This window comes from Adlercreutzia sp. DFI.6.23 (assembly GCF_024462535.1).
Lineage (GTDB): Bacteria > Actinomycetota > Coriobacteriia > Coriobacteriales > Eggerthellaceae > Adlercreutzia > Adlercreutzia rubneri.
This window is the reverse complement of record NZ_JANGBP010000001.1, coordinates 60,132-80,769: the sequence shown is the minus strand read 5'-3', so window position 1 is coordinate 80,769 and position 20,638 is coordinate 60,132. Positions and strand designations below refer to the sequence as shown.

Sequence of the window (20,638 nt, the reverse complement as noted above, 5' to 3'; positions counted from 1 at the left end):
CATTGCCCTTCCCAATTCCTCATCACTCCATCATGGCATGGAGGAACGTTTTCAATGCTGTGCCCTTACTCTGGCCTCATCGGAACATCCGAAGACGAAGGAGGAAGAAATGGACAAGAACATGACGATGCTCGGACGACGCAGCTTTCTTGCGGGCATGGGCATAGCAGGGATCGGAACCCTTGCCGCTTGCGCCCCGAAGGCCAGCGACAACCCCTCTGTCGACGAGCTCGCAGATACCGGGGCTGAGACGGTCTCTGCCGCTTCTGGCCCCAAAGAGGTGACAGCAGAAACGGTGCGGATCATCCCCACGGGCGAGCAAATGTCTCTGGAGGAGCTGAATGAGAAACGCCAGGCGCTGATCGACTCGAAAACCGAAGACTACACCATGGCCGACGGCACAGTGGTTCCCAATGTGTATGTGAAGCTTCGCGCTCTTTTCGACGGCTACGGAAACGGCCTTGGATCCGTCTTGCACGATGCCGCCTTCGGGGAAGTTATGCACCTATTCACGCCCGAAGATGCCCAGGCCTATCTGGAAATGCCCATGGGCGTCATGTTCACCGCCGACCAGTACGCAGAGAAGTCAGGGCGCTCCGCAGAAGAATGCGCCGCTCTGTGCGAGGATCTCTCCGCCCGAGGATTGCTTTTCCGCTCCCGCTCCGATGGCGAGGCGAAATATCACCAGCTGGCAGAGGCCCACGGCATTTGGGAATACAACCTGAACAAGTATGAGGAGAATCAGGGCGAGTACGTGAACCTCCACAACAATGCCTACGGTGCCGACATTCGCTTCCAGCTCTTTAACGCCCAAAGTTGCTTCTACAACGCCATCCCCTGCTCGCGAGAAGTGGTGGGGGACAGCTCCATTGCCCTTCCCTATGACGACTGGGAGGCCATTGTCTCAAAGTTCGAGAAGATTGCCGTCTCCCCCTGCCAGTGCCGACTTTCCCATAAGGCCACCAATGAAGAGGATCCGGGCGATCATCCCCTGGAGACGTGTCTGACCTTGGGCGAAGAAGCCGAGTTCTACATTGAAAACGGCATCGGACGAGAGATAACCCAGCAGGAAGCGTTGGAAATCTTGCAGCGCAGTGTGGAGGCCGGGCTGGTGATTCAGGTGGCCAACTCCGAGAAAACAGAGGTCATCTGCAGTTGCCACGGCGATTGCTGCGACATTTTGGGCGCCTATGTCGCCATGGCGCAGAACCCCAAGAAAGACCCGTCCAACGTCAATGTGTTCGAGCACGTGAGCCACTACGAGCTGCGGCACAACGAGGACACCTGCATTAAATGCGGTTCGTGTGAGAAGCGCTGCCCCCTTTTCGCCATCACGATGAACGACGAAGGATTCCCTGAGGTAAACGGCACGTGCGTGCGGTGCGGCCAATGCGGCACGGTCTGCCCCGTCGGCGCCCGTACCTTGCATCTGCGCGACAAGATTCTCCAACTGCCGGAAAGCCTGCTTGACGATTACAACATGAAGGCAAAGTACCGCTTCGACCACTTCATGATCCGCTAGGGCCAACACCCTGATGCCGTTTTGGCGGCGCAGTCCCGTCCCTTCCCACGGCTCTGCGCCGCCCCATCGAAAGGAGGACACCATGCACGAGATGGCGCTTTGCCGCAATGTGGCCGACATTGTGCTCGAGGAAGCCTCACGAGCCAACGCGGTGCGAGTAAGCGGCATTTACCTCACTATCGGCTATGGTCGCGACATCGTTGAGGATCTGTTCGAGACCATGCTGGCCTGGATGCTCCGCGACACCATAGCGGCAGAGGCGAAGCTGCACCTCACCCGCGTCCCCTTCACGGTCCAATGCGATGATTGCGGGCATGTGTTCCACGTGGATGTGCACGACCGAAGCACTTGGCACTGCCCCCGATGCGCCTCGACTTGCTATGAGCTTAACAGCGGCATGGAGTTTTATGTGAACGACATCGAGATCATCGGGAAAACTGATCTCCCGGATATTGCGGCTTAGCTCTCGTCCTCGTCATCGTCATCGAAGAGCGACCAGTCGTCCTCGGTCTTCTCGTGGTTCTTGAACTGCTTGCGCGTCTTGCGCTCCAGAATGAAACACACGATGATGCTGATCACAAGACCGCCACCGACCAGAATGCCGATGCCGGGCATGGTCTCGAACAGAAAATGGTACAGCTCTTCGATGTTCATAGGTCGCTATCTCGCCTTCTTCGCCTACGCCGCTCGCGCCGCGGCAGGTGGGTTCGTCATTGGTGCTGTCAGTATACTATGACCTGCAGGGAAGTGGCCTACTTCTCTTCTTCCACATACCATTCTTCTTCGGCCCAGCGGGCGCGATCGGGGATGCTCATGACCGCGGCCAGGATGCCGAGAACGCCGGGCACCAGCGCTCCGAGCAGTGCCGCCGGAGCGGGTAGCCACGAGCCGCCGAAGGAAGCGAGATGGGCCGCCGCGCACGCACCGAACATGAGCACCACGGCAGCCACCACCGAACCGGCGATGTCGAAGGCACGGGTGCCGCGCACACACAGCAGGCTGTAAAGGCCCGCGGCGGCAATCCAGCTTGCGCCCACAACCCAGGTGGCCGGCTGCGACGCCACCGCCACACAGGCCGCCGCCGGGTTGCTGGAGAAGCCGAGGTGCATGACCGCGTCCCAGTTCATGATGTCGACCGAGCCGCAGCCGGCCATGATGAGGGCACTCGCGAAGGCGAAGACCGCCGTGATGACCGATTGCAACACCGGCAGCAACACGCCGCACGTCACCGGCGAGGCCGCCGCGAAACCCACGGAGCCGAGCAGCGGCTGCATGAGCGCCGAGACCGCCTGAGCGGTGCCGCGGCGGCCCACGAAATACCACCACGCGCCCGTAGCCGCGGTGAGCAGCACCGCCGGCACCCAGGCGCCCGCGCCGGCAAGCCCCACTACAAAGGCTCCGTAGCCGAACAGGACGCCGATGGAAGGCCTGATGGCAGCCACTAAAGCACATACGGCGATCACCACCCCGTAGGCAATGGGGGCATCGGTGGCGAGCCCCATGGCAGAACCCGGAGTGAGGTGCAGGTTCGCCATGCCCGCCGCCGCCAGCAACGCCACGGCCGCAGCAGCCACGATACGGCCCGCAATGGCGGCGCCGCGCAGCCCCAGGCGGTCGACGAGCGGGGGCAGGGGCTCCCAAGCACGCTCCGGCTCCTCGGCAGCCGGCTCTTCCATCTTCCCATTCACGATGTCGGCGAGCACCCGCTTGCCCTTCTTGGCATTGCCCAGATAGGGCAAAAGCGCGGCCGCAAAGGCGGCCACATCCTCGTAGCGCTCGTCCATGTCGGGATCGAGAGCGGCGAACATGACCTCGTCGGCCTCGGCGTCCAGCTCGTCCCAGCACAGCGACGGCAGCACGAGCTCCGCCTCTTCGATGGCCTCCTCCGCCGCGTCCAGATCATCAGCGAAAAACGGGTTCGAGCCCGTGAGCATCTCGTAGGTGAGACTCGCCAGGGCCCACTCGTCGGTGCGCACATCGAGCGGCTCCTGACGCATCTGCTCCAAGGGCATGTAGCCGATGGTGCCGCCGCCGGTGGTGCCCGATCCCGTGGCGTCCATGAGGGCGGCTAGGCCGAAATCGGCCACCTTGGCCTGGCCTTTGCCGTTCACGATGACGTTTTCCGGCTTGATATCCAGATGCAGGGTGTGCTCGCCGTGGGCCACCTCCAGGGCATGGGAGACGGCCGAGAATACGGCGGCCACCACATCCAGCGTGATATCGTCGTCCACCTCGTCGATGATTTGCGCGAGCGTCTTGCCCTCGACGTATTCCATGATCACATAGGCGCAGCCGTCCTTCACGGCGCAGTCGTACACCGTGACGATATTCGTATCGGACAGCTTCGCGACGGAGCGAGCCTCCTCCAAGCCGGGGATGTGCTCGAACAGATCCAGCTCGTCTTCGGCGTCGGGTTCGGGCTCTTCGGCGATGACCCGCGAGGCACGCACGCCGCGCAGATGGCGCACGTCCACCGATTCGGCATCGGGGGTGGCCCCGGTAGCATCGGGCGCCTCTTCCACCACAGTCTGCGGCTCATAGAGCACCTCGGGGGCGTGGCGCGTCTTGCGGCTCACCCGACCCGTGAGGCGCGCCGGACCCTTGCGGCGCCCGGCGAAGTCGGTCGTGGAGGCGTTCCACGGGATAAGGGACTCTTCCCACTCCCCTTCGCCTTCCACGTCTTCTTCGGCAGCGGCATCGTCCCACTCTTCCCAGGGCGGCACCTCCTCGGAGGCGACACGCCGTGAAGCAGCCGCCGTCGCGGGCCGACGTCGACGGCGCTCGTCGCGGGCCGCCAGGAAATCGGGGTCGGCGGGGAAGGCATCCGCCGACGAGCTGTCAGCAGGATCGTCCGCGGCGACGCCCGGGGCTGCACCAGCGGCCGAGGCTGCGCCCGGACCCGCATCCCGGCCAGCGACCCCCGTCTCGGTGCCCGATGCCCCTGCTTCTACCTCTTCCAGATCGGCCGCCATGCGCGCCTCGAGGGCCTCGAGGCGCGCAGCGGCCAGCTCGTCTTCGGAAAGCTCGATGCACTTGATAGCCACATCGCGCTTGAGATGCGTGTCGAAGGCGTGCACCACCGTGCCATAGCCGCCAGAGCCGGCCTGGTCGATGACGCGATAGCGATCGAGTATGAGGGGGGATCGTGCCATAGGGGCAAAACCTCTCTTGGGTACGTTTCAGGAGTGTTTTCGAGGTGTGGCCATTCTACCATTGAGACATCGCCCATGCGATGGCGGTTTCGCGGGAAGCGCACCGCAGGGGACGGGCGCGCCAGAGCTCCAACCTGGCAACTGGGAAGCCTTGTCACCGCCAGGAGCCCCAAGCACGACAAACTTTTTTCCATTTTTGGTCAAAAAGTCGAGTTTTGAGTTTTTGAAGCGCTCCAAATCGCTCTTAATTCAACGGAATCTTGAACAAATGCCCGCACTGCACCGACTCAAGGGCATCTGAACTATGATTTTTGGCCAGGACAAGACTCATAACTCGATTTTTTGACCAAGTTTTTAGAAATCTTTGTCGAAAGGACTCATCATGCTGACTATTGGTTGCCATCTCTCGAAGCGCCGCGGCTATCTGGAGATGGCCAAAGAGGCGGCGTCCATCAACGCAAACACGTTCCAGTACTTCACGCGCAGCCCGCGCGGCAGCGAGCAGGCGGCCCTCGACGAGAAGGACGTCGCCGCCTACCTCGCCTTCGCGAAGGAGCACGGCATCCACGACGCGCTGGCCTACGCCCCCTACGATGCCGACCCCGCCACGGACAAGATGAACGAGCGCGACTTCGCCCTCATGGTGTACTCGGAAGATCTCGCGCGCCTGGCCGAGGTGGACGGCTCGCTGTACCTCATCCGCCCAGGCAGCCGCCTTGACATCAGCGTGGAAGAGGGGCTGGCCGACGTGGCCGACGCCCTGAACAAGATCATCACGCCATCCATGAAGACTTGCGTGCTGCTGGACACCATGGCCGGCGAGGGCACCCAAGTGGGTACGAGCTTCGAGCAGCTGGCCGCGATCATTGCCAAGGTGGAGCACCCAGAGCACGTGGGCGTGTGCTTCGATTGCGCCGGCGTGTGGGCCGAAGGCTACGACATCGTAGGCGACCTCGATGGCGTGCTGGAAGAGTTCGACCGTACCATCGGCCTGAACAAGCTGAAGGCCGTGCACCTGAACGACGCCACCCATGAGCGCGGCAGCCACGTCGATCGCCACGCGCGCATCGGCGAAGGCAAGATCGGCTTCGACGCCCTAGCGGCCCTCGTGAACCATCCCAAGCTGGCCGGCGTGCCGTTCTATCTGGAAGAGCCCGATTCAACGCTCGTCATCTACGAGCGCGACGTCGCTCGATTCCAGGAGGCCTACAAGGGGTAGAAGCCCAGCACGTCAGTTGCATCACGAAAAGGCCAGCGCCGAAAGCATCCTCGGCGCTGGCCTTTTGAGTTTGGGAAAGTGGCGCAGCGGGAAGACCGCTAGCGCGCGTGGCGGGCGCGAGCGCCGGAAGGCGCACCGTAAGCCGGCTGCACCGGCGCGAAGCCCTGGGCCTGGGCGGGAACGCCCGCAGCAGGACGGCCGGCTGCGGCGGGGTGCGCAGAAGCTGCTGCCGCGCGGGCCGGGGTCGACCCGAAAGAGCGCTGGGCCGCGGCGGCCTCCTGGGCGCGACGGGCCTGGCGAGCCTCCAGTTCGGCAGCCGCGCGGGCCGCGAAGGCGCGCTCCGCCTCGCGGCGAGCCTTGCGTGACATCTTGCGATCGGGCACCACAATGGGTTGCTGCACGGCCGGGCCGCCCTGCACCCAGGCATCCACCTCCGACTGCGCCGGCATCGGGATGCTGCTGGGCGTCCAGCCGCTGCCGGCCGGGGCGGGCCGGGGCGCACGGCCTCGAGGCGCTGCGCCCGAAGGAACGGCCGCGGAGGCCGGAACGGCGTTTCGCGGAGGCACGGAAGCGCCAGCGGGGACGCCCATTGGCATCGGAGCCGCCGCCCCTCGCGGCGGCATGGGCGCACCAGCCGAAGCGGCAGCGACGGCCGACGCTGGAGCCGGGGCCGGAGCAGGAGCCGGCGCTGCCGCCCTCCCCCGGTTACCGTAGCTGCGGGCCGCGTTGGCGCGGCGCCCGATGACCATTTGCAGCTCGGCCACCTTGCGGCGCTCAGTTTCCAAGCCATCGGCCATGCCGCGCATGCGGCGGTCGAGGGTCGTGATCCACAGACACAGGGCGAGCACGGCCACCGCCAACACACCGAGGCCTACAGCCACCAGGCCAAACGGCGAAGATAGAAACTCAAACACGGGCGCGCCCTTCCCCATAAAAGATAACAACCAATGAATGGGATGATATACGACTGCGCCCCTATTGTCGATACGAAAATAGGCGATTTACCTGCTGGGAGCGGCCTTTATTCCGACACCTGGGCCACAAGCTCGGCCAGCTCGGCCACCGTGGCGTTGTTGCGCGCCGTCTTCTCCGCGCTTTGCGCCGCCCCCTCGGCCGCCGCGGGCGCCCCCGCCGACGCCGATGCAGCCGAGGACGTCGGCGCCTTGGCGCAGCCGGGGCAGCGCAGGGTTACCTGGGTGCCCTCCCCCAGCACGCTCGTGTACACCATCTGCGCATCGGGGCCGAAGAAGCCGATCATGCGGTCATGCACGTTCTTCACGGCAATGCCGAGGCCGGTGGACGACTCCACCTGGGTGATGTTCGCGCAGGTCTCCTCGGACATGCCCACGCCGTCGTCGCTCACCACGATGACCACGTCGTCGCCGTCGGCATCGGCCTTCACCGTGATGGTCAGTTTTCCTTCCGAGGGCATCGCGTGCTTGATGGCGTTCTCCACGAGCGGCTGCACCAGAAACGGCGGCACCATCATGTCCAGCAGCGCGGGGCTCGTGTCCACTTCGAAGGCGAGGCGCGCGTCGCCAAAACGGGCCAGCTCGAAGTTGAAGTAGCGCTGCACCTGGTCAAGCTCGCGGGCGAGCGAGATACGCTCGGTGGAGTCCTCCAAAGTGCGCCGGTAGAACACGGCGAACTCCCGCAGCAGAGTGCGAGCCTTCATGGGGTCGGTGCGGATAAACGAGGCAATGGTGTTGATGGTGTTGAACAAAAAATGGGGGTTGATCTGCGTCTGCAGCATCTTCAACTCCATGGAGGTGGCCAACTTGCGCTGGGTCTCCATTTCCACGGCGGCCATTTGGGTGGCGAGCAACTGGGCGAAGCCGTGGGCGATGGAGCGCTGGGTTTCGGTGATTTTGCGTGGATCGCGGTAGTAGAACTTGAGCGTTCCCTCCACTCGGCCGCCGACGAACAGCGGCTCCACGATGGCGGCCTTGATGCGGCTCTGCTCAACGGGAATAGGCAGGCCGATCTCCTCGGGCGCCAGCAGCACAAGTGTTTTCCCTTGGCGAATGCACTCGTGGGTGGCGCTCGTGCGGATGGCGATGCCCGCCGGGTTGTGGGCCTCCTGGTAGCCCGCGTAGCCGAGCACGTTCTCGCAGTTGGTGAGGGCGACCGCGATGGCCGAGGTGTTCGGCAGCAAAAGCTCGCACACCTCCTGGGACGCCTCCTCGGTGAGCCCGTCGCCCATGGCGTCGATCATGGAAGAGGCCAGCTGCAGCATGGCATCGGATTGCAGGGCGCGCACGGAATCCGGATCCATCATGAGCCGGATGACCATGACGATGGAAACCGTGAACACGGCGCCGGCCGCGATGAGCACGGGCACGGGGAACGCCGGCTGCGAGAACGTCCACACGAGCGTGATGCCCGCCAGGGCGGCAATGGTGGCCGCGAGCATTTCCTGGTTGAACTTGGGCACCCCGATGCCCCGCGTGGAAACCGTGCCCGATTCGCGCTTCGCCATAATCGTACCCCCTGATTGCATCAGCTATTGACGCCAGTATAACAAACTCGAGAATGCCGCGGAAACGACCTAGCCCCAAACCCCCAGCTGGTTGACGACGAGCAGAACGGCGGCCACCACGAGGAAGCCGGCGAACAGAAAGCGCAGCTGGCGCTCGGGCACCTTCGGGATGAGCTTGGCGCCCAAGGCCGCGCCGGGGATGGAACCGCAAGCCACAGCGATACCGGCAACCCAGTTGATGTTGCCGAGAACCGCCTGGGTGATGGTGCCGGGCACGGCGAGGATCATGACGGCGATAAGGGACGTGCCCGAGGTGAGCTTCATGGGAACATGCAGGACGGACATCATGAGCGGCACCATGATGAAGCCGCCGCCCACACCCACATACCCGGAAGCGAGCCCAGCGAACAGGCCGATGGCAGCACCGATGGCGGCCTCACGCCAGCCAATAGCGGGGGCCTCCAAGTGCGCCCGCTCGATGGCGGCGGCGCGATCCTCGACAGCGGCGAGATCCTTCGACTTCGCGCCTGCAGCGCTGCGCTCAGGATGACACGAGGAAAGGGCGCTCGCATCCGGCTGGGACGAAGAGGCGACGGGCTTGGTAGCCTTCGGGGCCTTCAACGCCTTGCGGAACATGGTGACGGAAGAGTAGGCGATGATGAGCGCGGCGGCTCCCATGACGGCCCAGTCCGGCGAGAGGGCGGCAAGCCACACCCCCAAAGGCGACATGCAGGCGCCCCCGAGGCCCGCGGCCACGCCGAGCTTTGGCAGGCAGGTCTTGTTCCGAATATGGGAAACCGCTCCTGAGATAGATGTCGGGATGATGGTGAACAGCGAGGTGGCGGTGCACATGAGGGAGTCCATGGCGTAGCCGAGCTTGAACGCCGGCACGAGCAGCATGCCGCCGCCGATGCCGAGCAGCCCCGCCAAAACGCCGACCACCAGGCCGACGACGAGCGACACGAGAAACAGCGGAATCATGGCTTCCACGACGCTAGTCCTCCATGTCCAAACGAATCTGGGTGGTCATGCCGGGATCGATGTCGGCATGGGGCAACGGAACGGGCGGGGCGGGGATATCCTTCGGCTCCGCGCCTGCGGCGCTGCGCTCAGGGTGACACATGGGGGTAGCGCCGCCTGCAGGGGCGCTCGAGGCGACGGTGGCGGGCGCAGCAGCGACTGGAGCCGGGACGCTCGCGGCAGCCACATCCTGGGCGCGCAGCATGGCCGAGCGCACCAGCGCCTCGGAAAGCAGCTGATCGCTTTCCAAACGATTCATGGCCTCGGGCCAGACGTACTGGAACTCGAAGTACTTCGCGCAGTTGGCCTCGGCGTAGGCGGAAGCGGCGCCCGTGGCGGCCTTGGCGGCCAGGCGGTAGGCCTTCTTGTCGGGGCGTCCGAAGCTGCGCATCCATGCCGTGAGTCGAATGCGGCGCAGAAGACCCGGCTCCAAAAACGGCCCCGGGTAGGGCTCGAGCGAGGCCGGCTTCACCTGCTGAAGGTCGATGAGCGCTCGGGAGTATTCCAGCTTGCGGTACTCGTAGAGCCACCGGAAGATGTCCTGGCGGAAACGCGTGCCCTCGCTTGCGGTGCGCGGGGGCAGGTGACGCAGCACCCACTGGTTGTCGAACCAGATATCCGAGCCGTACATGCGCAGGTCGAGCATGTAGTCCAAATCCTCGCCGCGGGTGATCCACGGGTCAAAGGCGAGGCGCCGGAACGCCTCCTTGTGGACGGCCAAGCAGCCGCCGCACACATGGTTCGAGCGCGACAAGCGCGGGCCGCGCATGGCCTTGGTGATCCACTCGTTGAAGGCGCGGCCCTGCTGCCAGAAGCGGTTGTACCACTTGTCCTCCCATTTCGAGAGGTAGGAGTCTTGGTCGTTCAAATAGTACCCCGTCTTCGCCACGATGGGCACGCCCTGGCGCGTGAGCTTCCCGAGGCCGTACATGGCCTTCTCTAGGAATTTCGGATCGTCGATCACCTCGTCGTCATCCAAAAACACCACGGCATCGAAGCCGAGCACGTTGGCCACGAGCAGGCCCAAATTGCGGATGGCGCCGTAGCCTTGCAAGCCGATTTCCTTGGAAAGGCGCTCGATGTTCTGCTGGGCCATGCGCTGCTCGATAAGCGCCAGCTCCGCCGCGCCGATGACGAGCGTGGTCACGTCCGGATGGCGGTTGGCGATGGCCTGCACCTTCTCGGCCGCCTGCACTTCCAAAGACACGTCGGCGGACACGAGGATGACCACGAGTCCCAGGCCCTCCACCTTCGCCAGCGATTCCAGGCAGCGGCCGAGCTCACCCTCCTGGTTGGGGGCGGTGGGGTGGTCGTAGGTGCTCACCACATCGGCCCCTCCGCGGTGACGGCGAGGGTAGATGAACGTGGGAATGACGACGACGGGATTCATGGAGGTCCTTTCGAGTTCAGTCGAAGAGTGTTACATCATTTTAGCGCGTTCGCATCCGGCGGCAATCTCGGTAGGCAAAATGTCATGAACGGAACGAGACGGCACGGCGAAGACCACCCCGCCCATACACGGGGTATTGTCGCAGTCGCGCCCTGTTATCGCCGGCGCCGTCCGCCCTTGGGCGCACCGGCGCGGCGGCGCTTGGTATCGCTCACTTTCTCCTTGTTCATACGGCGCGCCTCCTCACGACGATCGCGCATGGCGGCCATCTCCTGTTGAAGGGCCTGGTAGGACGCGTAGCGCTCCGGTGTCAGCTCACCGGATTCCACAGCCGCGCGCACGGCGCAGCCCGGCTCCTCGTGGTGGGTGCAGTCGCGGAAGCGGCACTGCGCGGCCAGCGCCTCCACATCGGGAAAAGCCGCGCCGATGCCCTCTTCGGCGTCCCACAGCCCCAAGCCCCGCACGCCCGGCATATCCACGATGCGACCGGCGCCGGGCACCTCCACAATCTCGCGGCTCACCGTGGTGTGGCGGCCCTTGCCATCCCCCTCGCGAACTGCGCCGACGCTTAAGACCTCGGCGCCCACCAGCATGTTCACCAGGCTGGACTTCCCCACCCCCGAGCGCCCGATGAGCACCGTGGTGGTGCCCGGCGCCAGAAGCGCGCGCACGGCCTCCACCGATGCCGGGTCGTCCTCGGACACGACGAGCACATCGGCCGCGGGAGCAGCCAAAGCCTGCACGGCCTCCACGGTGGCCCGGGTGGCCGCGTCGTCGGCCAGATCGGCCTTGGTGAGCACGACGGTCACCTCGGCCCCCGTCTCGAAGGCCAGTACCAGCTCGCGCTCGAGGCGCCGCAGGTTCACCTCGCCCACGGGCTGGGCCACGATGACCCGCTCGAAGTTGGCGGCGAGCACCTGGGGCACGGCGCGCTCGGTGGGATCCTTGCGCACGAACTCGCGGGTGCGCAGCGCTATGGCCTCGATGACGCCCTTATCGTGCGCCGGGGGCACCGCCACTTCCACGACATCCCCGATAACGGCCCGTCGGCGCTCCCCCTTCACCAGGGCCGTCGCGTGCTCGCAGCGCAGAAGCTCGCCGTCTTCCAAGCGCACGAGCGGGTACCCCCGATCGAGCTTCACCACTTCGCCGCGATAGCGCGCCTCGGCCATCAGCGCTGCCCCTCCCTCATCTGGTGGAACACGATGAGCATGATGAAACCGATGGCGACCAGCATAAGCCCCGGCAGAAACGCGCCGATGTCAAAAGGCTGCTCGGTGACCGACCCCTTTTCCACGAAGGTGACCGCGTCGGCGTGCAGGTCGGTCAGCCCCTCGTGCTCCGGGCAGATCAGATGGAAGGTGCCGCGCACCTGCAGCGTCGTGCCCTTGCGGCCGTAGGCTCCGTAGGTATCGATGACCTCGGTGGACTCCGTGTCCATGAACACGGGGATTTCGGAGTGAGCCCTATCGGAGCCCTGCAGGACGATCCAGCTGTACCCGGGATCGAACTCGGCGCGAATGCGGTCTCCAATGACCTCGCCCGTCACCTGCACCGTCTGGTTGTTCAGGTAGGAATCGGCCTCCTGCAAAGCGGAGATGGAGGTATCGTAGATGAAAGAGCTGTCGGGCTTTTGCTGGGGGTTCACGAGGTTATCCTCGCTCACGTCCTCGCCGAAGACTGGGTCGGGAAGCTTCGGGCGCGCGGGCTTGTCGACGGTCTGGCCGTCCTCGCCATCGGCCCCGTTTTCGCCCTCGGTCGCGCCGCCGCTCGCGCCTTCGCCCTCGGCGCCTCCGCCTTGCACCGCGCCGCCGTCCGCGCCTTCGCTTCCAGCGCCTTCGTTCCCAGCGCCTTCGCCGGCCTCTACGACGCCCGTGTCGTCCGTCGGCACATCCTTGTTGGTCACACCGGCATCAGAGGAAGCCGTCGTGGCGCCGTTGGCAGCCCCCGTCGCCCAAGCCACAGGGCCCGGCGCGGCCAGAACCGCCGCGAGCGCGATCGCCAGAAGCGCGATACCCCGCCGCCTCATGAGCGCTCCTTCGGTCGAGGCCGCGGCACCAGGGAGGCCACCACTTCCACAATAAGGGCGAACAGCGTCATGAACTCCAAGCGTCCGGCCCACATCTGGAAGATATAGAACAGCTCGAGAGTTCCCGCCATGCCGGGCCCCGCCACCGACGTGATGATGCCGCCGTTGGACGTCATGGCCACCGACTCGAAGATTGCGGGAATGGCCTCGAACCCGTGTGCAATGCCCACCAGCGCGCCGATAACGTAGGTGATCACGTACAGGATGAACACCGTCATGGCCTCTTTCACAATTTCCGGCGTCAAGGTGCGCCTGCCCACGTGATTGTAGGAAACGACGACGCGAGCCGAATCCGGTGCCAGCGTCTCCTTCACGTTCGACACGATGGACTTGAAGATGATGCCCATGCGCGAGAACTTGATGCCGCCGGCCGTGGAGCCGGAAGCACCGCCAACGGCCATGATGAACGCCAGGGTGAGGAAAGCGCCATTGCTGAAAGCGGTGGTGATCTGGTTGGTGGTGACCACCTGAAAGCCCGTCGTGGTGAACGCCGAGATGATCATGAACAGGCCGCGGCGCAAGAGGGCGAGCATGTCATCGAAGGGCGACAGGGCAAGGGTGGCCGTGAAGACGAAGGCCATGACCCCGATCCAAAGCACCATCGTCTTCGTCTCGATGTCTCGGAAAAACGGGAGCGGACGCCCCTTCCACACCTCGGCGTGAATGACGAAGCTGATGGAGCCCAAAATCATGAGCACCATGAGAATCGCCTCAAGGGGGAAGGAATGGTAGTACATGATGGAAAGCTGCATGGGCGTGAAACCGCCGGTCACGAACCCGGAGGTAGACACCCACAGCGCGTTCAGGAAGGCGCGGGTGGGCTCCATACCCATGAGCAGACACAACGCCGTGATGATCACCGTGGCGACAGAAACGATGACCAGGGTGATGCGAGCAATGAACTGGGTGGTCTGCACCACGTTGGGCACCACGTGCTCGCTGCGGCCCTCCGACGAAAACAGCGATGCGCCGCCGCCGCGGCCGAAAAGCCCGAAGGACAACGCCACCACGATAAGGCCGAGACCGCCCAGAGCGTGCATAGCGAAGCGGAACATATTATCGGCGTAGGAGAGGTGATCCAAATCGACGATGAGCGAGGCGCCCGTGGTGGTCAGGCCGGAGACGCCGTCGAAGATGGCATCGAGGTAGGTCATGTAATGCCCCGAGAAGTAGAGGGGCATCGAGGCGAACAACGCGAGGACAACCCAGGCGAAACCCGTAACTGCCAGTGCCTGACGGCGATCGAGACGCCCGGGCTCGATGCGCAGAAAGCGCAGGCTGCAGCCCGCGACCATGGTGATGCCGATGGCCGCGAGGTAACGCGCCGCCGGCTCCCATTCCTGAAAGACCAGCGCCGTCGCCAAGGGAAGCGCCATGAGCACGGCGAAGAACAACAGGAGCGTTCCCAGGTAGTGCCCGATAACGCGCAAGTCGTAGGGGGTGAATCGCTGCCACATAGTCCTTGCCCCTAACCGAGCACGATGCGCGTGAGCGCCATAAGCACCCACAGGCCGATAATGAAGCAGACAATGAACAGCAGCACGAGCACGATGGCCGCCGCCGGCGAGGTGGGCTTGACCTCGGGAACCCTGCGCGCCATGGCCTAGCGCCCCACTTTCGTGCGTGCGGAAGCATCCGCAAGGGCGGCCACTGGGGCGGGTGCGGATGCGAGCCCAAAAGCGGATGCGGATGCGAGCCCGCAAGCGGGTGCGAAGCGCGAGCAACGATGGGCGGAAGCGCTTTGGCGATCGCGCGGATATGTCAGCGATTTCGTCATGGGCGTATTCTAGTACAATGAGCCATGCGGGTCACCAACGGTAACCCGCACGGCATGATAAACGGAGGATACCGGCCCAGAACACACGGGCTTGAAACTCTTTGCCGACCGGAGGTGCGGGACGCCCTGATTCGCTCAGACAGTCCTCGCTCTGCAGAACAGGACATTCAGTCCTGTTCTGTTCGCTGCGGAACTTGCTCGGTCAGGGCATCCCGCACCTCCTCTGCATCCGTAACCCAGCTGAGGAGGAGCAAGCCGTGAACGCCCAGGACTTCGAGAAGAGCCTTCGGGATATCGTCGGTTCGCAGAATGTGCGTCCTGACGAACCCCTGGCCGAGCATACGACATTTCGCATTGGGGGGCCGGCGCAATGGCTCGTGACACCGCGCTCCGAAGACGAGGTGGCGGCCGTCGTGTCGACTTGCGAGGCGGGCGGGGTTCCCTGGCGTGTGCTGGGACTCGGCTCCAACGTGCTCGCGCCCGACGAGGGACTTGACGGCGTGACGCTTCTGCTGGCGGATAATTTCGCGGACGTCGAGGTGCTGCCCGGCAGCCTCGTGCGGGCAGCGGCCGGGGCCACGAACGCCGCCGTGGCCGCCGTGGCGCGGGATACCGGGCTTGCAAGCTACGAGTTCGCCAGCGGCATTCCCGGCACCGTCGGAGGCGCGGCCATCATGAACGCCGGCGCCTACGAGGGCCAGTTCTCGGACGTAGCCGTGGAAGTACGCTGCCTGGTGCCCGACGGGAATTCGTGGAGCATCGTGAACGTGCCGGCAGCGGAAGCCAACTGGGGCTATCGCACCAGCCGCATGATGCGCGAGGGCTGGGTGGTGCTCGGGGCCACGCTGCAGCTGCGCGCCGACTCCCCTGCCGCCATCGCCGCGCGCATGGAAGAGCTGCGCGAGCGCCGCGAGAGCAAGCAACCGCTGGAGATGCCGAGCGCCGGCAGCACCTTCAAGCGCCCCGAGGGCCACTTCGCGGGGGCGCTCATCCAAGAGGCCGGCTGCCAAGGCCTGCGCGTGGGCGGCGCGCAGGTGTCCGAGAAGCACGCCGGCTTCGTCGTGAACACCGGCGACGCCACCGCCGCCGACGTGCTAGCACTCATCGCCGAAGTGCAGCGCCGCGTTCGCCAGACCACCGGCGTGGAACTGGAGCCCGAAGTGAGGCTGTGGCAGTAGCCTGGCAGCAATTCGCAGGGGGCCCGAGAGTATCCACAGAACAACGCGCTCTTTTGCCGTTTTTCAAGCACAGCCCGTAGCCCGAGGTGCCTTTTCGCCACACACCCGAGTACAACTCGCAGCCCGAGGCGCTTTTTTGTCAGGGCAACTGCGCGCCTTCGTCATTTTTGCGGGTCGGGCTACGGTGTTAGCTCATGTTGACAAATAGATGCTAAGCAATGACCTGCTTTTTTGCTCTATACTACAAAGTTTGCTGCATACAACACCGTAGCCCGGGGCGACTTTTTGCCAGGGGCGTCGTCACTCGTTGACATTTTCGAAGGTCTGGCTGCGGTCTTCGGCGGCGGCTTTGCGGCAGCGGCGGTGCAGAAGGTAGGCCCAGGCGAGAACCCTCAGCCTTCGCAGCCGCGCCACGCCTCCCTGCGGGTCTCGTCGAGCACGTCGGTCACCCACTGCACCACATAGAGCGGATCCACAGCGCACTCGACCCCGGGGCAGTGCCGCGCGACGACCTCGACGATCCATCTGGCGCCGTCGACAAGGAGACCACAACCACAGCCCTACCGCCCGATGAACCGGTATCCATCTTTCTCGGACAAGATCCGCGATATGGCACCTGCCCTCTTCCAGGATCGGAAGTTTGGTACCCCGAATTCGGCCAAAAACCGCAGTTTGGTACCTCGACTCCGAAGAAACACCAGGTCAGAAATTCGTACGTGCAAGTTTTCAGGTACCAAACTTCGCAATTTGACCAAGGCAGGGTACCAAACTGCCAAACTTGGCACCATTCGATGCCAAACTCCGCAAGTTGGCCGCAAAAAGGGCGACACCAGGTACCAAACTTCCGTTCCTGACGTCGCCCTTGTTGTTTTCGGGCATCAAACCCCCGGTCCCACCGACGGGCGGTCGCACGCCACCCTCCCGAGCAGCCACCTCATGCAGCGGCAACTACCTCGCGTGGCAGTAACTACTTCGTGCGGAAGTAGTCGACACCGCCTTCGAAGAGGGGCTGGTAGGTGTTGCCGAAGGTGTTCTTGTACAGGCCCGCGCCGGCGCGTTCCGTGTGACCCATCTTGCCGAGCACGTGGCCGTCGGGGCTCGTGATGCCCTCGATGGCGAGCACCGACCCGTTGGGGTTCACCGCCAAATCCATGGAAGGCTGCCCCGCGGCGTCCACGTACTGAGTGGCAACTTGTCCGTTCGCAATCATGGAATCCAGCAGAGGCTGCGGCGCCACGAAGCGCCCCTCGCCGTGGCTGATGGCCACCGTGTGCATCTCGCCCACTTCCATGCGGCTCATCCAGGGGGACATCGTGCTGGCCACGCGCGTTCGCACGAGCGTGCTCTGGTGACGGCCGATGTTGTTGAAGGTGAGGGTGGCGCAATCGGCGTCCATGGGACGGATGTCGCCGAAGGGCACCAGGCCCAGCTTCACGAGCGCCTGGAAACCGTTGCAGATGCCGAGCATGAGGCCGTCGCGCGCCTGCAGCAAATCGCGCACCGCCTCGGTGACCTCCGGGGCGCGGAAGAAGGCCGTGATGAACTTCGCGGAGCCGTCGGGCTCGTCGCCGCCGGAGAAACCTCCGGGAATCATGACAATCTGGGACGCCCGAATAAGACGCGCCAGCTCGGCGGTGGATTCAGCCACGGCCTCGGGCGTCAGGTTGTTCACCACGTACACGGTAGGCACGGCGCCGGCCCGCTCGAAGGCGGCAGCGGAGTCGTACTCGCAGTTGTTGCCGGGGAACACCGGAATGACCACGCGCGGAGCACCGGAGGCGTCGCCCAGCAGCGCCGGGCCGTGGTAAGCCGGAGCTGCCTCCCCTTCGAAGCTGATGGCGGGCACCGTCTCGGCCGCTGCGCGCTCTTCCGGCGAGGTGCGGTACGGGAACACGCTTTCAATCCCGCTGCCGCGTTCCCACGCCTCCTGAACCACGGCGAGATCGGCCACTTGGCCGTCACACGCCAGCTCGTAAGCGCTGGTCACCTGACCGAGTGCCACCACATCCACGTTGGCGTCGAGTCCAGCGTCTTCCAAACGCGTGACGACGGACTGGGCATCCTCGCCGGCAGCCAGCTCGATCACGAACGTGCCGTAGGCCGGCTCGAACAGCTGGCCCATGTCGATGTCCTCGTCCACGGTGATACCCAGGCCATTGCCCACGGCCGCCTTCACCAGCGTCTCGGCCAAGCCGCCGTAGGCGCCGCTCGCGCAGGCCCGCACGACACCCGCACCGATGAGGTACTCCACCGCGTCGAAGACGGCGCAGATGCTCGACGCCAGCGCGTCCTCGAAGGAAACCCAGATGAGGTTGTCGCCCGCTTCCTTCAGCTCCGGCGAGGTGACGCGGTCGATGCCACCGATGGCCGTCGCGAAGGACACGAGCGTGGGCGGCACGTCCAAGTCCTCGAAAGAGCCGGACATGGAGTCCTTGCCGCCGATGGCGCCCACCCCGAAATCGATCTGGGCCATGAGCGCGCCGAGCACCGCCGCCATGGGCTTGCCCCAGCGCTCGGGATCCTGGCGCAGCTTCTCGAAGTACTCTTGGAAGGTGAGGTACATGTTCGCCCGCTCGAAGCCGGTGGCCACGAGCTTCGCCACCGAATCGAGCACGGCCATGTAGGCGCCGGCATAGGGGTCGTAGGACGAAAGATACGGGTTGAAGCCCCAGGACAGGCCCGAGACCGTCGTGGTCTTGCCGCCGAGCACCGGCAGCTTCGCCACCATGGCGAGCGCCGGGGTGAGCTGGCGGGTGCCGCCGAAGGGCATGAGCACCGTGGCCGCGCCGATGGTGGAGTCGAAGCGCTCCACGAGGCCCTTGTTCGAGGCGCGGTTGATGTCGCCCATGAGCGCCGCGAGGGACACTTCCAGCGAGTCGGCGTCGCACACGGCGTCCACCACGGGGTCGGTCAGCTCGCTTGTCGCCTCGAAAGCGCGGTCGCAGGCGCTTTCGGCGAAGCTCTCGTCGGCCGGCGCGGGCACGGCCACCGCCGCATGCTTCGGCGCGCCGTTGCTCGCGAGAAACTCGCGGCTCACGTCCACGATGGTGTCGCCGCGCCAATGCATGCGCACGCGCGGTTCTTCCGTGACCTGCGCCACCGGCGTGGCCTCCAGGTTCTCCTCGTGGGCGAGCGCGATGAAGGCGTCCACGTCCTCGGGGGCCAAGGCCACGGCCATGCGCTCCTGAGATTCGGAGATGGCCAGCTCCGTGCCATCCAGACCGTCGTACTTTTTAGGTACGGCATCCAGGTTGATGTCCAGGCCGTCGGCCAACTCGCCAATGGCCACCGACACGCCGCCGGCGCCGAAGTCGTTGCAGCGCTTGATCATGCGGCAAGCATCCCCGCGGCGGAACAGGCGCTGGATCTTGCGCTCCACTGGCGCGTTGCCCTTCTGCACCTCGGCCCCGCAGCTTTCCAGAGATTCCACGGAATGGGCCTTGGAAGAGCCCGTGGCACCGCCGATGCCGTCGCGGCCCGTGCGGCCACCGAGGAGCACCACCACATCCCCCGGTGCCGGCGTCTCGCGACGCACGTGGTCGGCCGGCGTGGCGCCCACCACGGCACCGATCTCCATGCGCTTGGCGGCGTAGCCGGGGTGGTACAGCTCGTGCACCTGGCCCGTGGCCAGGCCGATCTGGTTGCCGTAGGAGGAATAGCCGGCCGCCGCCGTGGTCACCAGCTTGCGCTGGGGCAGCTTGCCGGGAATGGTGTCGGCCACGGGCACCGTGGGGTCGGCCGCGCCCGTGACGCGCATGGCCTGGTACACGTAGGAGCGGCCCGACAAAGGATCGCGGATGGCGCCGCCCACGCAGGTGGCCGCACCGCCGAAGGGCTCAATCTCGGTGGGATGGTTGTGGGTCTCGTTCTTGAAGAGGTACAGCCAGTCCTGCTCCTCGCCATCGACATCCACCTTGCACTTGATGGTGCAGGCGTTGATCTCCTCGGACTCGTCGAGGCCGGTGAGAATGCCCTCTTTCTTCAGCCACTTCGCGCCGATGGTGCCCATGTCCATGAGGCAGACCGGCTTCTCATCGCGGCCGAGCTCGTGGCGCAGCTCCAGATAGCGGTCGAAGGCGGCCTGCACGTTGGCGTCGGCGATTTCCACGTCATCGAGCACGGTGCCGAAGGTGGTGTGGCGGCAGTGGTCGGACCAGTAGGTGTCGATCATCTTGATCTCGGTGATGGACGGATCGCGGCCCTCTTCAGCGAAGTAGGCGCGGCAGAACTGGATGTCGGCCAGATCCATGGCCAGGCCGCGCTCGTCGATGAAGCGGGCCAGCTCGTCATCGGAAAAGGCGGTGAAGCCCTCGATGACCTCCACGTCGGCCGGGCGCTCGAAGGCCATGGCCAGGGTGTCGCGAGGCTCAAGCGAGGCTTCGCGGGCCTCCACCGGGTTGATGACGTAGCGCTTCACGGCCTCCACGTCATCGTCGGCGAGATCGCCTTCCAAGTAGTACACCACCGCCGAACGCACAGCGGGGCGCTCGCCCTGGCTGATGAGCTGGATGCACTCGCTCGCCGAATCGGCGCGCTGGTCGAACTGGCCGGGCAGAAACTCCACGGCGAACACGGCCGCACCGTTGGCCTCGGGCAGCTCGAAGGTAGCGGTGTCGGATTGCGGCTCGGAGAACACCGTGGGCACGCAGGCGGCGAATAACTCGTCCGTCGCGCCTTCCACGTCGTAGCGGTTCACCAGACGCACGCCGGTCAGCCCCGAAATGCCGACGATGTCGCGCAGCTCGGCGGCCAAGGCGCGGGCCTCGCCGTCGAACCCGGGCTTCTTCTCAACATAGACGCGAGATACCATGG

General features: G+C 64.9%; 15 protein-coding genes. 4 read left to right on the top strand and 11 right to left on the bottom strand.

Features of this window, described 5'->3' with window-relative positions:
* Nucleotides 1–109: 109 nt before the first annotated feature.
* Nucleotides 110–1,522, top strand: a complete 1,413-nt coding sequence (locus NE591_RS00360) for a 4Fe-4S binding protein (RefSeq protein WP_161127709.1) — start codon at nucleotides 110–112, stop codon at nucleotides 1,520–1,522.
* A gap of 82 nt (nucleotides 1,523–1,604) precedes the next feature.
* Nucleotides 1,605–1,985 carry a hydrogenase maturation nickel metallochaperone HypA gene (locus NE591_RS00355; protein ID WP_256156171.1) on the top strand — a complete coding sequence of 127 codons (381 nt, stop codon included), beginning with the start codon at nucleotides 1,605–1,607 and terminating at the stop codon, nucleotides 1,983–1,985.
* Here the strand turns inward: NE591_RS00355 and NE591_RS00350 are convergent.
* Both NE591_RS00350 and NE591_RS00345 read right to left on the bottom strand, forming a co-directional pair.
* Nucleotides 1,982–2,176, bottom strand: coding sequence for a DUF6724 family protein (locus NE591_RS00350; protein WP_256156170.1), 195 nt, complete (start codon nucleotides 2,174–2,176; stop codon nucleotides 1,982–1,984). The genes NE591_RS00355 and NE591_RS00350 overlap by 4 nt on opposite strands.
* Before the next feature lie 98 nt (nucleotides 2,177–2,274).
* The gene (locus NE591_RS00345) at nucleotides 2,275–4,674 is read right to left on the bottom strand and encodes a bifunctional serine/threonine protein kinase/MFS transporter (protein ID WP_256156169.1); all 2,400 of its coding nucleotides are present in this window, start codon (nucleotides 4,672–4,674) and stop codon (nucleotides 2,275–2,277) included.
* Nucleotides 4,675–5,056: 382 nt separating this feature from the next.
* Between NE591_RS00345 and NE591_RS00340 the strand changes: the two genes are divergently transcribed.
* Nucleotides 5,057–5,893 (top strand): deoxyribonuclease IV, encoded by an 837-nt coding sequence (locus tag NE591_RS00340; RefSeq protein WP_256156168.1) that lies wholly within the window; start codon nucleotides 5,057–5,059, stop codon nucleotides 5,891–5,893.
* A gap of 98 nt (nucleotides 5,894–5,991) precedes the next feature.
* On the opposite strand, the gene NE591_RS00335 is transcribed toward NE591_RS00340, so the two are convergent.
* The 8 genes from NE591_RS00335 to NE591_RS00300 all read right to left on the bottom strand — a co-directional run bounded on the left by NE591_RS00335 (nucleotide 5,992) and on the right by NE591_RS00300 (nucleotide 14,471).
* Complete coding sequence (locus tag NE591_RS00335) at nucleotides 5,992–6,807, bottom strand: hypothetical protein (protein WP_237974211.1); 816 nt, start codon at nucleotides 6,805–6,807, stop codon at nucleotides 5,992–5,994.
* 107 nt (nucleotides 6,808–6,914) lie between these two features.
* On the bottom strand, nucleotides 6,915–8,372 hold the full coding sequence (locus NE591_RS00330; protein WP_173114650.1) for a histidine kinase: 1,458 nt from the start codon (nucleotides 8,370–8,372) through the stop codon (nucleotides 6,915–6,917).
* 69 nt (nucleotides 8,373–8,441) lie between these two features.
* Nucleotides 8,442–9,353 (bottom strand): sulfite exporter TauE/SafE family protein, encoded by a 912-nt coding sequence (locus NE591_RS00325; RefSeq protein WP_117284594.1) that lies wholly within the window; start codon nucleotides 9,351–9,353, stop codon nucleotides 8,442–8,444.
* A 13-nt stretch (nucleotides 9,354–9,366) separates the two neighbouring features.
* On the bottom strand, nucleotides 9,367–10,782 hold the full coding sequence (locus NE591_RS00320) for a glycosyltransferase (protein WP_173114653.1): 1,416 nt from the start codon (nucleotides 10,780–10,782) through the stop codon (nucleotides 9,367–9,369).
* A 155-nt stretch (nucleotides 10,783–10,937) separates the two neighbouring features.
* Nucleotides 10,938–11,954, bottom strand: coding sequence for a ribosome small subunit-dependent GTPase A (gene rsgA, locus NE591_RS00315; RefSeq protein ID WP_256156167.1), 1,017 nt, complete (start codon nucleotides 11,952–11,954; stop codon nucleotides 10,938–10,940).
* Entirely contained in the window at nucleotides 11,954–12,811 is an 858-nt protein-coding gene (locus NE591_RS00310) for a hypothetical protein (protein WP_256156166.1), read from the bottom strand. The genes rsgA and NE591_RS00310 overlap by 1 nt, the downstream gene beginning before the upstream one ends.
* Nucleotides 12,808–14,328 carry a TrkH family potassium uptake protein gene (locus tag NE591_RS00305; RefSeq protein ID WP_256156165.1) on the bottom strand — a complete coding sequence of 507 codons (1,521 nt, stop codon included), beginning with the start codon at nucleotides 14,326–14,328 and terminating at the stop codon, nucleotides 12,808–12,810. The genes NE591_RS00310 and NE591_RS00305 overlap by 4 nt, the downstream gene beginning before the upstream one ends.
* Before the next feature lie 11 nt (nucleotides 14,329–14,339).
* Nucleotides 14,340–14,471 carry a hypothetical protein gene (locus NE591_RS00300; RefSeq protein WP_256156164.1) on the bottom strand — a complete coding sequence of 44 codons (132 nt, stop codon included), beginning with the start codon at nucleotides 14,469–14,471 and terminating at the stop codon, nucleotides 14,340–14,342.
* Between the two features lie 434 nt (nucleotides 14,472–14,905).
* Between NE591_RS00300 and murB the strand changes: the two genes are divergently transcribed.
* Complete coding sequence (gene murB / locus NE591_RS00295) at nucleotides 14,906–15,826, top strand: UDP-N-acetylmuramate dehydrogenase (protein WP_256156163.1); 921 nt, start codon at nucleotides 14,906–14,908, stop codon at nucleotides 15,824–15,826.
* A 967-nt stretch (nucleotides 15,827–16,793) separates the two neighbouring features.
* On the opposite strand, the gene NE591_RS00290 is transcribed toward murB, so the two are convergent.
* Complete coding sequence (locus tag NE591_RS00290) at nucleotides 16,794–20,636, bottom strand: phosphoribosylformylglycinamidine synthase (protein WP_256156257.1); 3,843 nt, start codon at nucleotides 20,634–20,636, stop codon at nucleotides 16,794–16,796.
* Between the last annotated feature and the right edge of the window lie 2 nt (nucleotides 20,637–20,638).